We start from the raw sequence: 12461 nt of genomic DNA, 5'->3' as shown, positions 1-12461 counted from the left end.
ACATGCTGCAGCTCCGACTCGCTGGAATGGGTTTCAATTGCACTTTCCTTAAGAACTGGGCAGCTTTTTATTGACAAGGGAGATTCATTCTGGTAGTGAATGCCTCTCGCTTCAAGTGAGATCCCCGGTAGCTCAATCGGCAGAGCGGGTGGCTGTTAACCACTAGGTTGGCGGTTCGAGTCCGTCCCGGGGAGCCAGCCAGGAACAAGGCCAGGAGAATTCCTGGCCTTTTGTTTTTAGCGTGCATGAAACACTACGTCTACATACTTCAGAGCATTAGCAGCGGCCGCTATTATTGCGGGCAAACGCGCGACCTGCAAGTGCGTTTGGCGCAGCACAACGCTGCGGATAACGATCTGGCAAAAACCACGAAGCGTTTCCCGGGACCGTGGGAACTGTTGTGGTGCATAGAAGTACCCGATGGCAAGGAAGCGGTTCGGCTGGAGCGTAAGATCAAGAAACGCGGTATCGCACGTTTTTTAAAGGCTGTTGGAAGTGGCTGTTAATCCCGCCCCGTGGCGGGATTGGCGGTTCGAGTCCGTCCCGGGGAGCCAGCCAGGAACAAGGCCAGGAGAATTCCTGGCCTTTTGTTTTTAGCGTGCATGAAACACTACGTCTACATACTTCAGAGCATTAGCAGCGGCCGCTATTATTGCGGGCAAACGCGCGACCTGCAAGTGCGTTTGGCGCAGCACAACGCTGCGGATAACGATCTGGCAAAAACCACGAAGCGTTTCCCGGGACCGTGGGAACTGTTGTGGTGCATAGAAGTACCCGATGGCAAGGAAGCGGTTCGGCTGGAGCGTAAGATCAAGAAACGCGGTATCGCACGTTTTTTAAAGGCTGTTGGAAGTGGCTGTTAATCCCGCCCCGTGGCGGGATTGGCGGTTCGAGTCCGTCCCGGGGAGCCAGCCAGGAATGCAACCCTTTTCATAACCGGTTGCTTAACGAATAGAGCCCCGCATCGATGATGCGGGGCTTCGTTTTTATAAGCACAGTAATTTCATAAAGTTACGCCATCACCGACATTCCCGGCTGCATTCTCGATTCTCCGCCAAAAAGCCTGTTTCATGTCCAGCGCCGAATATTTAAGCTGAAATTCGCCTTCGGACCCTGAAACGAACGCGGAATTCTCCGATTCTTCGTTTTTCAGAATTCCTTGGTTAACAGGCCGGTTCTTTTGGGGACACCACATTCGATGGGCAGTAGCCTAAAAATAGCCGAACAAGCTTTCGGTAGCCGATTCATTGGGGAGTTGGTCGAGAGGAAATCCCATGGTGGAATTGTTACTTGACAGGAATTTTGCTTATCGTACGATAGATCATCTAATAAAGCGCGTGATATGAATTCTGTGCCGTTAAGATTTCCCCGACTTTTCAAGGAGAGCGCCATTGAACGCCCGGACCGATATTCCTCGACTGGTCCGTGAGCTGCGGGATCGCACGGGTCTGACCCAGGAAAAGTTCGCCGCCAGGCTCGGAGTGACCTTCCCCACCATCAACCGCTGGGAAAACGGCCGCGCCCGGCCGTCGCCGCTGGCCATGGAAAAAATAGAGGCACTGCTGCGCAGCATGGGAGAGCGGGGCAGCGATCTACTCGCTGAACTCCTCGGCGATGAGCCGGTGTAGACAGGATGGATTACGGCAGTGAAACATACGCTTTGGGAGCAAACACGATGAGCAAGAGCACGACCAGGGAAATCATTGACCGCATCTTCAAGGAACCGGGCATCAAATACGAACTTACCGAGTTTGAAACCCTGGGCAGGCCGATCCATGAGATTCTCAGTATTCAGGCTAAAAGTGTGGACACAGGCCGTGATGCCGGCAAGACCAAATATTTTCTGAAGAGCCAGGTTTCCTTTGCCTCGGGCAAGGACGAGGTCCAGGTCTATGTGGAGGGCGGCAAGTCGGCGCCCGAGGAGATCGTCCGTCAGCTTTGGGTGTACAAGCTGATCCACCAGTACGGCTACCAGCCGGATGAGATCGACCTGGAAAAAAGTGTCCAGTTCGGCACCGAGGTCGGAACCAAGGCCGCTGATATCATAGTATACACCGATGCCGACAAGGAGACGCCCAAGATCATCGTCGAGTGCAAAAAACCCAAGCGCAAGGACGGCATCGAGCAGCTCAAAAGCTACATGAACGCCAAGGGCGCGCCGGTGGCGGTCTGGTCCAACGGCAGCGACAGCGTGATTCTGTACCGCCCCTATCCCAGGGAGTTCGACGACACCCTGGTAGATATTCCCCGGCGTGGCCAGGAACCCAAGGACGTGCTGGAGGCCAAAAAGACCCTGCTGCAACTCAGAACGGAATTCAACTTCAAGAAGATCGTCCAGGATCTGGAGGAGCTGGTCCTGGCAGACAGCGGCAAGGACGAGTTCAACGAGATCTTCAAACTCATCTTCGCTAAAATCTGGGATGAACGTGAGGCACAGGAAAACCGTAAGGACAAGGTGGTGGAATTCCGCAAGGCCCTGGACCCGAACATCACCTACGACCGCATCAATGCCCTGTTCCAGAAAGCCGCCGACCAGTGGCCCGGCAACCTTCGTGACGGCGAAGACATCGAGTTGACCAAGCGCCACCTGCAAGTCTGCGTGGGACCGATTGAGGGCGTGCGGCTTTTGGGATCGAACCTGCGGGTCATGGACGATGCTTTTGAATACCTGCTGCCCACCGAGGCCAAGAAAAAGAAAGGCCAGTTTTTCACCCCTCGCCATGTGGTGGAAATGTGCGTGCGTATGCTCAATCCCAAACGCAACGAGTATGTCATGGACCCGGCCTGCGGCTCGACCGGATTCCTATTGCACGCCATGGAGTGGTGCTACCCGGCCCAAAACCACGATAAACGCAGATGGCCAAAGTTCGAATATGCCTCCAAATACCTGTGGGGCATCGACTTTGAAACCCGCGCCGCCAAAACCGCCCGGGCCTTGATGCTCATCGCCGGCGACGGCCACACCAACATTTTCGGTCCGGATGTGAGCAGCCTGGACCCCAAGACCTGGTACGAAACCGCCTCGGGCCAAGCCCTGATGCACGGGCTGCGGGAAAAGAAACTGACCATTAAAAGGATTCCAGCCCAGGAAACCCTGCGGGACGACGACCATGCCTGGGCGTATTTCGAGAACCTGAAGTTCGACGTGATCCTCACCAATCCCCCCTTTGCCGGCGAGATGAAGGACCGCAAGATGCTGGCCCATTACGAGCTGGCCAAGCCGGCCCTCAAGCGCGCCAAGGACAAGGCCCCCAAGGAGGAGCGCGACGTGCTCTTCATCGAGCGGGTCTTGAAGATGCTCAAACCCGGGGGCCGGGCCGCCATCGTACTGCCCCAGGGCAAGTTCAACAATTCGTCCCTGGCCTTTATCCGCGAGTGGATTCTGAAAAAAGCACGCCTGCTGGCCGGGGCCGATCCCGAACATTTTTATCCTGCGTTTCAAAACCTTGTGGCCAAGTTACCACGTTCCATTAATTTGGTTTCGCTTGGCCCCCAACTTAATTTCTGTCAGCGTGGCAAGCAGCCGCACTACTCCGGCAAGGGGTTGCCGGTGATTAATTCCAAGCATGTTCAAAACAACAAGATCGTCCTCGAAGATAATCGTTCAGCGATTCTCAATAATGGTAACGATCCCCAGATCCGTCACGGCGATGTTTTAATGAACGGGACGGGCCGCGGCACATTGGGGCGCGCAGCACCCTATCTCAATGAAAATCCGGCAATCCCAGACAACCATGTAACGATTCTGCGTTCCCCGACCCCCGATCCTGCCTATTTGTCCTTTTATCTGAATAGCCAAGCTGGCCAGCTTCAGGTTGAAATGCACCAGAGAGGTACCTCTGGTCAGCTTGAACTTTATCCTTTTGATATTCGAAAATTTCTTGTGTGGGTGGCTCCAGATTCCTTTCAGGCAGAAATCCGGAAACTTTATGACCAAGCTGCCGAAAGCGAGCGACAATCAAGGGAATTGCTCGAGCAAGCCAAAGCCCGCGTGGAACAACTCATCGAGGAGGCGGCTGAAGAACAAAGGGGGAACTTATAATGCCAATCCCTCGCCCGACACCCATCTATCGCCTCCTGCATATCGACAACCTTGCGGTGATCCTGGACTGCGGCGGGATGCATGCGCCCAATCACCCCCCTGAAGGCGCATGCGATTATCGGGCGATACACAACGTGGATATCCAGCAGATCCGGCGGCAGCGCCCCATTGCCTGCGGGCCGGGCGGTACGGTGCACGATTATGTGGCCTTTTATTTAGGGCTACGCTCGCCAATGCTCCTTCAATTGCACACGGGCAGAGTGGAAGGCTACGATGAAGGCCAGGAACCTTTGATCTATGCGGTTTCCACGGTCGAGACCATCGTTCAGGCGGAACTTGAATTTGTATTTTCCGACGGCCACGGCATTGCCGCCTTTACGCAATGGTTCGACGATCTCAAAGATCTGGATAAGGTCGATTGGGATATGGTCTATGCCGATTACTGGGCCGACACCGTGGATGACATGGACCGGCAGCGGCGCAAGCAGGCCGAATTTTTGGTGCATCGGTTCTGCCCGTGGGAAGTGGTCAACCGGATCGGCGTGTTGAATGAGGCCGTCAAGGAAAGGGTTGAGCGCATTTTGAACCGAAAAAATGTTTCCATGCCGGTGGAAGTGCGCCGGCAATGGTACTACTAACCGGGAGGGTAAGAGAAAATGATTGAACCAACCCGCGGCAATATTCTTACAGCCGATGCGGAAGCCCTGGTTAACACGGTCAATTGTGTCGGGGTAATGGGTAAGGGAATTGCTTTGCAGTTCAAGAAGGCGTTTCCAGAGAATTTTAAGGCCTACGAAGCTGCCTGCCGAAGGGAAGAGGTTAAACCCGGCCGTATGTTCGTGTTCGAAACCGGCCAGATGTTCAATCCGCGCTATATCATCAACTTTCCCACCAAGCGGCATTGGCGCGGCAAAAGCCGCTATGAGGATATCGAAAGCGGCCTCAAGGCCTTGGTGCAGGAAGTGCGGCAGCGAAAGATCCGATCCATTGCTATACCGCCCTTGGGCTCCGGATTGGGCGGGCTACAGTGGAGCCGGGTCAAAGCGATGATCGAAGCGGCGTTTGAGCAAATGCCGGACGTCCGGGTAAAGCTTTACGAGCCCAAAGGCAGCCCCGAGGCCAAGGATATGCCGGTGGGCACCGCCAAACCGAAGATGACCGTGGCCCGGGCCTTGCTTATCAAACTCATGAAGCAGTATGCGCGATTCGCATACCGGTTGACGCTGCTGGAGATACAGAAGCTCGCCTATTTTTTACAGGAATCGGGCATGGATCTGAAGCTGCGGTATGTCAAGCACCTGTATGGCCCCTATGCCCATAACCTCAACAAGGTGCTGGAAATCCTCGAGGGGCACCATATTCGGGGTTATGGGGATACCCAGAAACCGGATGTGGAAATCACGCTGCTTCCGGATGCCGATAAAGCCGCCGACCATTTCCTTCAGAAAAATCAAAGCGCCGCAGGGCACCTCGAGCGGGTGGCGGATCTCGTGGATGGATTTGAGACGCCTTACGGCATGGAGCTGCTCGCTTCGGTTCATTGGTCGGCTGTCCATGACGGCGAAGTCTCGGATGCAGAAAGCGCCGTCGCGGCTATGGCCCGCTGGAACGATCGCAAACGGCGCTTGTTCAAGCCGGCGCATATTCGGCTGGCCTGGGAGAGGCTTCAGGCCGAAGGGTGGCTAAAGGCGTGACAAGCAAGCGGGAGATAAAACCATGAAACTATCCCAAGAAGACCAGCGATTGCTCGATGAATTGTGCCGGCAAAACAATGTGAGCCTGGCCAAGGTGCGCAAGCTGCTGGAAACGGTTTACGATTATGAGTTCAAGGAACGGCGTACCGGCGTTTATGACGCCTTGCGGGAAATCTTGAAAAGTCGCCCGAATGCTGAAGGATAATCGATATGAAATTCCGCAAACTGACCATCGAGAACTACAAGTCCTTTCAGTTCGCCACGGAAATCCGTTTCCCGGTGGGCGAAGACGGCCGGAGTATCTTTTTGATCGGCGGCATGAATGGTGCGGGCAAGACGTCCATCATGGAGGCGGTCAATTTTTGTCTGTACGGCGCCAAGGCGGACGAGATATTCCGCAGCATCAACCGCCGGGAAAAGGCCCGGGGCAACGCATCGGTTTCTTTTGAGCTGGTGATGGAAATGGATGATCAGTCGGAGCTGGTGGTCAAGCGCTCCTGGAGCGCGGGGGTGGCCGACGATCCCAAACCCAAGGACCTGACGGAGCGGCTAGTGGTGGTGCGCGACGGCAAGCGGGTCTCGGTGCAGAACCAGGAGATCTGGCAGGACTTTATCCGCTCCATGATCCCGCCGGGCACGGACTGGATATTTTCATCGGCCGGACCCTGTTGCAGCAGCATGAAATGATCATGGAACTCAATAATACCGCCAAGCATGCCAACTCGCACCTGGCCATCATGGGCAAACCGGGTACGGGAAAAACCCAGTTCGTATTGAAAATCCTGACCGATATCCGCCAGCAGTCCAACTATCAGACCAATTTCATCTATTTCGACTACAAGGGCGATGTGGTGGACAATGAACGCTTCCTGGAGACCGCCAAGGTCCATCCCTTCCGGCTGCTCCAGGGCGGAGAGAGCCTGCCTATCAATCCTTTTGTCTTGCCGGCCTACGATGAGCAGACGGTCAATGTGTCGGCTCGGGAAAAGGCCGAAAGCTTTGCCTCCATCAACAGCAAGCTGGGGGTGGTGCAAAAGGGCGCGCTGACCGAGGCGATCCGCGCCGCCTATGCACAAAGGGCGGATTCGGCGGCTCCCTATCCGGATTTCCACGATGTGTACCGCATGGTGGCGGCCATGTACGAAGCGGATAACAAAAAAGACGACAGCCTTATCGAGGTGCTGCGGGACCTCTCGGATTTCGATCTGTTCTGGCGGCATGGCAGTGATGTGGCCCCCATCGACCGGCTTTCCAATCGAACCTTGCTGATTGATGTGCATGCCATGCCGGTGTTGAAGGAATTGGTGGCTTACCTGGTGATCGAGCGACTCTACAAGGAAATGGCGCTGTTGCCCGACAGCCCGGTCCGGGACGGGCGGCGCACCATTCGATCCATCCTGGTCATCGACGAGGCCCACAACTACCTGAGCCAGCGCAATATTTTTTTGCAGCGCATCATTCGCGAGGGGCGCTCCAAGGGTATCGTGGTTTTCTTTGCCAGCCAGTCCCCCAACGATTACCAGCAGAAGTTTTTCAATTTTCAGGAGTTGCTGGAGTTTGCTTTCATCTTTCAATGCGAAGGGGTTTCGGCGGCATCGGTCCAGGATATCTTGGGCTGTAGCAATAAAACCGCCAAAGACCTGCAAACCGAAATTGCACGCCTGGAACCCTGGCAAGTGGTGGCCCGCAGCCCGGAAAAGACAGAGGAGTTCGTGAAATTCACGGCGGAGGCATTTTATAAAAATTACTGAAGTCCAAATCGATTGTCGATTTGCTCGAACGTAAATATCCGGACCAATACCGGCGGATAAAGGCTGAACTGAACCCATGAGCGAATACCAATACTACGAGTTTCTGGCCATAGACCGGCCGTTGACAGTGGATGAAATGGCCGAGTTGCGGGCGCTTTCCACGCGGGCCACGATCACGCCGGTGAGCTTCACCAACGAATACAATTGGGGCAACTTCAAGGGCTATCCCGACAAGCTGATGCAGCGCTATTTCGATGCCCATGTCTATGTGGCCAACTGGATGACGGCCATTTTCATGGTGCGGCTGCCCATTGAGGCATTGACCCAAGAGACCGCCAAGGCCGTCGCCGCCCCTTATCTTTTGGATATCAAGGCCACCAAGACCCATTGGATCATCACCTGGAGCCTGGAGGAGTCGGAAAACTACGACCGCTTCGGCATGGAGGACGGCCGGGGCTGGATGGCGCATCTGGCCCCGGTGCGGGATGAACTGCTGCGCGGGGATTTGCGCAGCCTGTATATCGGATGGCTGCCGGCTGTGGCCGGAGAAATGATGGATGACGATGAGACGGAGCCGCTGTCCGTAAACGATTTGGCAAGCCTGACGGCGAGCCAGAAGGCGCTGGCCGAATTTCTGGAGGTGGACCCGGACCTTCTGGCGGGTGCCGGCATGGGCAGCCCGGCGGTGCAGGAGACGGAAGTTTCACGACGGGAAATGGAAAAGTGGATCGATGCCCTGCCAAGAGAAGAAATCCATTCGATCCTGAAACAATTGCTGGAGGGCAAGGGGCAGCAGGCCGAACGGTCCATCAGGAACCGGTTCGCATCATGGCGGCGCGGCTTACAGAATAGCGATACCGACGCACCCCGGCGTACAGTGGGAGAGTTGCGGCAGAACGCCGAAAAGGCGCGTCTAATCCGGATGGAAAAACAAAAACGGGACCGAAAGCAACGGGAGATCAAGCGTCGGGAGAAACGCAAGGAGTATCTGGAGAGTCTTTCAAATGATTTTCCCAAGGCCTGGGCGTTGGTTAAAGAACCCATCGAGCGTGGATCGGGACGGGGGTATGACGAAGCATGCCGTATACTTGTCGACATCGCCGAGGCCTATGACCTGTTTGCGACCAAAAAGCAATTCCAGAAAGAATTAGAGAAATTCATGGTCGGCCACCTGCGGCGCAAGGCGCTGATTCAACGGCTGGTGAAGGCCGGTATCTGGAAGGGCCAATAAAAGATGAGTACGCGAAGCAAGAAAGATGGTAAGAAACTCGAAGCCTTGGACAGACTTGTTGAGGAAATCACTGTCGACGCATACGGCGATGATGAACAGCTCTGGGCCTTTCGGCAGGCCTTTGAGGATGACGTTGCCCTGCCGGCCGACGGTTTCGTTATCGGGGAACCGGTTTCAGTGATCGCGGTGGACTACGACGGCAACGAACGGCGCGGTCTGACAGCCAATTGCCGCCGGGAGGACGGGTCGGAATATGTAATTGCGGTCTCTGAAGTCGTTTTGCCGCAGGCATCGGCAGGAGCGCGCTACATCGCCGCCTACCGCAGGTGGCTCAACCTCGAGCCTTACCCTGCCGATGCCAAGAAACTTTCCCGTCGCCAGCGGCAGCAGAAGGCCACCGACGATGACATCGACCTGAGCAAACCGGTCGGACTGGTCGCTCTATCGGTCAAGGAGCGGGCCGCCCGGTGCCAGTTGCTGGGAAGCAACCGGATCATTACCCTGCGCGCAAGCCGCCTTTGGGAGGTGGTGCCTGGCGCCATCGTCACGGTCAAGCCAGGAAAACAGTGGCGTTACGGCGGTCATCCGTATCTTTCCGGCGATATTCAATCGACCCGGATCGATGTGAAGGCCCTCGATCTCGTGCCTCTGGGGCTCGAAGAGATGGGCATGTGGGACCCCAATGAAGAGTACTGGGGAGAAGAAGACGAACCCATCGAGGAATGGGCCAAGCCGATCATCGCTCACGGCCCCCGCCCCATGTTCGAAATGGAGCAGGTGCTGCCCGGCGAGGACCCTGACGATCCTTTCAATGACCCCATCACCCGGTCCAATGATCTCAAAGATGCCGGCGAGCGGGTAGAGGCAAAAAAGATCCTGATGGAGCTGTGCCAGGCGGACCTGCGCTGCCTCGATGCCCATTCGCATCTGGGCAATTTCGTCTTTGATCACCATCCCCAAGATGCCATCCGACATTACGATGTTGGCCTGCGCATCGGCGAGCTGTCTTTGGGCGACGATTTTACCGGCGTGCTGGCGTGGGGCCTGATCGACAACCGTCCGTTTCTGCGTTGTATGCACGGCTATGGATTGTGTCTCTGGCGTCTTGGACGCTTTGACGAGGCGGCGCACATATTTGAGAAGATGCTCTGGCTGAACCCGTCGGATAACCAGGGCGTGCGGTTTCTTATCGACGAGGTGAAGGCAAAAACGGCCTGGGAGGATCGAGAAAACGAGTAATCGAATGATAAAGACCTTCAAACAGATATTCACGATAACCAACAGGATCACTTCCGGACTGACCCGCATTGAGCGGGCCCGGGGTTTCCTGCAGGCCGCGACCCTTTCAGAGGACTGAGTGAGGGAGATGGGGCGGCGGGCGCTGATACTGGAGGCCCATCATACGACCCATATCGAAGGCACACGTCTGACCTTGGATCAGGCAGAGAGACTCCTCGCAGGCAATGTTGTCCCCGAGGCCGACCCTGACGACGTCAGAGAACTTCTGAATTACCGTAAGGCCTTTGATTTCGTTTCGGAGTACCTTGCCAGCGGAGATCCGATCACGGAGGGTCTTATCCGTGAAATTCACAAGCGGCTGGTAGAAGGGGTCAGAGGTGGCTCGGCGGCACCTGGCCAGTACCGGAAAATCCAGATTTTTTAGTCAACTCCGCAACCGGTGAAACCATTTACACGCCGCCCCCGGCACACGATGTGCCCATCATGATGGCCGAACTGGTGGATTTTTTGAGCAGCGAAGGGGATACACACCCGGTTTTGGTGAGTGGGATTGCCCAGTTCCAACTGGTCCATATTCGTCCCTTTTTGGACGGCAACGGCCGCACGTCCCGCCTGCTATCCACTCTGTACCTTTACCGGGCGGGGTACGACTTCAAGCGACTGTTCACGATCAGCGAATACTACGACCGGGATCGCCCCGCTTTTTACCGGGCTATCCAGGGGTTACGGGAAGCCGGCATGGACATGACCATCTGGCTGGAATTTTTTGTCGATGGCCTGAGCACTCAGCTTGCCGAGGTCAGGGAGCGCGGCGAACAGGCCATCCGCAAGGATGTGATCATCAAGGAGCATAGCCTCTCCGACCGCCAGGCTTTGGCCCTGTCTCATATCCTTGTCCATGGTCGAGTGAGTATCCAGGACTTTGAGCGCCTCAGCTCTCGTGTCAGCCGCCGCACCTTACAAAGAGACCTCAGGGTAATGGTGGACAAGGGCCTGATTATCGAGAAAGCCTCAAGCCCCACCGATCCGACCAAAATTTACATCCTGGCAGGAAAATTATCCGATTGAGTTGCTGCGTCATGCTGTGACACATAGCTGTGACATACTATGACAAGGACTGTGACAAGCTGTGACATGAGGTTGAAGCCACAGCAAACCTGAAACGTGACTCAACGCCGCTTCCGTCCCACCGGCAACGGCCTGCTCTATGATAACCCGTTGATATTGAAGGTTTTCAGTTAACTGCCTGAGAACGAGAACGGTTATGAAGAGGGTTGCACTCGGGGAGCCAGCCAGGAACAAGGTCAGGAGAATTCCTCGCCCAAAAAAACCTGCAAATCCTTAACCTCAGAATGGATTTGCATTTCTCAGATAGGTAGTTGCCCTGGAGTTACCTTCTAAATCTCACCCTCCGGAAACTGGATTTAATCGACGCAAAACCTTTGGCGATCGTTTGGCCAATATCCTGAAATCTTGCTGTATGGCTCTGAGTCCGGGTAATTATATCATCAACGATTCGCTTCCTGGGTGCAACTGAAGACATCTGCTGTTGGCCTTCCGTTTTGCCGGCTCGGATTGTTACCGCTTGCCCATCTCGGTTCCCGCTAATGCACTCATGGATCGAGTACCTGGCGCAATAATATTTGGTTTTATCCCATTCAGGCAATTGGTGAACTTTTTCGAGAAATTCCCTCTTTAAAAGGCCGGCCTCTTCTGCGTTACAGGGACCAATGAAAAGGATATTCCCTTCGACAAAGCATTTTCCCCTCTTAAGGGATCCAAGGCCTCCATGAGCTTCCCACCGAATTTCGCCACTAACCTGTTCAATGATACAGTATTGAGCCAGTCTGTATAATTTCTCTTCCATTTTGACTCCAGTTTAAAGCGGGCACCCAACAATCGAACCCTAATCACGCATAAAAAGCCATGTCAATCCATAACCAGCTGACCGTCGTTTCGTTGCCGTCATCACGTTCACCGCCAATGGCTTTTCTGAAACCATTTAAATACTTCTTGTGTTGATAGGCAAACAAGTGATCTTTGTCTCTTTTGTGGTCGTCGGCCAGACTAATCGACGTTGCCGCCAAAAAGATGCTCAGCAACAGGCAGCCCAGCAAGGCTATATGGTGGAAAAGTTCCAAATCATAGCCACCAGCAAGGCATAAAATGTGCCAGGAAAAACCAAAGTTGCTCCGGTATAGTGACGTTCTTTTTTCTGGCGATCGGGGCCCGGGCCATGAACGGCGGACACGGTCAGGGAACCAGTCGAATGGGACACGGGTCTACCTGGTATCACCACGGCCGGTCGGGTGCCATGAACGGTTATAGTTATGGTTGCGGTGGATATGGATATGGACAGCCGGGTGGTAGGTTCGCCCCCAATGATTATTATAGAAATGACAACTATCGGGAGGATTATCATCATTATGACCACCGTTATAGAGAAGATCGGTATCCCTATTACCCTGGTAGTTCATACAAACGCGTCGGCGATCCAGGAACAT

At 54.9% G+C, this 12461-nt stretch carries 13 protein-coding genes, 1 tRNA gene and 1 pseudogene; 14 read left to right on the top strand and 1 reads right to left on the bottom strand.

From position 1 onward, the window contains the following. Positions 1 to 121: 121 nt before the first annotated feature. The 14 genes and pseudogenes from K1V27_RS01075 to K1V27_RS22605 all read left to right on the top strand — a co-directional run bounded on the left by K1V27_RS01075 (position 122) and on the right by K1V27_RS22605 (position 11025). A tRNA-Asn gene (locus K1V27_RS01075) sits at positions 122 to 197 on the top strand. 33 nt (positions 198 to 230) lie between these two features. Continuing rightward, positions 231 to 506 (top strand): GIY-YIG nuclease family protein, encoded by a 276-nt coding sequence (locus K1V27_RS01070; RefSeq protein ID WP_258927671.1) that lies wholly within the window; start codon positions 231 to 233, stop codon positions 504 to 506. Between the two features lie 81 nt (positions 507 to 587). Then, positions 588 to 863 carry a GIY-YIG nuclease family protein gene (locus K1V27_RS01065; RefSeq protein WP_258927671.1) on the top strand — a complete coding sequence of 92 codons (276 nt, stop codon included), beginning with the start codon at positions 588 to 590 and terminating at the stop codon, positions 861 to 863. A gap of 516 nt (positions 864 to 1379) precedes the next feature. After that, a pseudogene (locus K1V27_RS01060) lies at positions 1380 to 1628 on the top strand (helix-turn-helix domain-containing protein); the annotation flags it as partial. Positions 1629 to 1894: 266 nt separating this feature from the next. After that, on the top strand, positions 1895 to 4042 hold the full coding sequence (locus tag K1V27_RS01055) for an N-6 DNA methylase (RefSeq protein ID WP_258927669.1): 2148 nt from the start codon (positions 1895 to 1897) through the stop codon (positions 4040 to 4042). Beyond that, on the top strand, positions 4042 to 4680 hold the full coding sequence (darT, locus tag K1V27_RS01050) for a type II toxin-antitoxin system toxin DNA ADP-ribosyl transferase DarT (RefSeq protein ID WP_258927668.1): 639 nt from the start codon (positions 4042 to 4044) through the stop codon (positions 4678 to 4680). Before K1V27_RS01055 ends, darT begins: the two co-directional genes overlap by 1 nt. An 18-nt stretch (positions 4681 to 4698) precedes the next feature. Next, positions 4699 to 5736: a type II toxin-antitoxin system antitoxin DNA ADP-ribosyl glycohydrolase DarG gene (gene darG, locus K1V27_RS01045; RefSeq protein WP_258927667.1), complete on the top strand. Its 1038-nt coding sequence runs from the start codon at positions 4699 to 4701 to the stop codon at positions 5734 to 5736. 22 nt (positions 5737 to 5758) lie between these two features. Next, positions 5759 to 5941: a DNA modification system-associated small protein gene (locus K1V27_RS01040; protein ID WP_258927666.1), complete on the top strand. Its 183-nt coding sequence runs from the start codon at positions 5759 to 5761 to the stop codon at positions 5939 to 5941. 5 nt (positions 5942 to 5946) lie between these two features. Beyond that, positions 5947 to 6423, top strand: coding sequence for an AAA family ATPase (locus tag K1V27_RS01035; protein ID WP_258927665.1), 477 nt, complete (start codon positions 5947 to 5949; stop codon positions 6421 to 6423). Positions 6424 to 6425: 2 nt separating this feature from the next. Beyond that, the gene (locus tag K1V27_RS01030) at positions 6426 to 7487 is read left to right on the top strand and encodes an ATP-binding protein (RefSeq protein ID WP_258927664.1); all 1062 of its coding nucleotides are present in this window, start codon (positions 6426 to 6428) and stop codon (positions 7485 to 7487) included. A gap of 76 nt (positions 7488 to 7563) precedes the next feature. Beyond that, the gene (locus K1V27_RS01025) at positions 7564 to 8718 is read left to right on the top strand and encodes a hypothetical protein (protein WP_258927663.1); all 1155 of its coding nucleotides are present in this window, start codon (positions 7564 to 7566) and stop codon (positions 8716 to 8718) included. 3 nt (positions 8719 to 8721) lie between these two features. Further along, entirely contained in the window at positions 8722 to 9957 is a 1236-nt protein-coding gene (locus tag K1V27_RS01020; protein ID WP_258927662.1) for a tetratricopeptide repeat protein, read from the top strand. A gap of 127 nt (positions 9958 to 10084) precedes the next feature. After that, positions 10085 to 10381, top strand: a complete 297-nt coding sequence (locus K1V27_RS22610; protein WP_309573992.1) for a Fic family protein — start codon at positions 10085 to 10087, stop codon at positions 10379 to 10381. A gap of 59 nt (positions 10382 to 10440) precedes the next feature. Beyond that, entirely contained in the window at positions 10441 to 11025 is a 585-nt protein-coding gene (locus tag K1V27_RS22605) for a Fic family protein (protein ID WP_353740497.1), read from the top strand. Positions 11026 to 11867: 842 nt separating this feature from the next. Here K1V27_RS22605 and K1V27_RS01010 read toward each other — a convergent pair. After that, the gene (locus tag K1V27_RS01010; protein ID WP_258927661.1) at positions 11868 to 12098 is read right to left on the bottom strand and encodes a hypothetical protein; all 231 of its coding nucleotides are present in this window, start codon (positions 12096 to 12098) and stop codon (positions 11868 to 11870) included. Positions 12099 to 12461: the final 363 nt, after the last annotated feature.

It is taken from the genome of Desulfoferrobacter suflitae, from assembly GCF_022603395.1.
GTDB classification, from domain to species: domain Bacteria; phylum Desulfobacterota; class Syntrophobacteria; order Syntrophobacterales; family Syntrophobacteraceae; genus Desulfoferrobacter; species Desulfoferrobacter suflitae.
The sequence above is the reverse complement of the archived record's forward strand: the minus strand, read 5'-3'. Positions and strand labels throughout refer to the sequence as shown.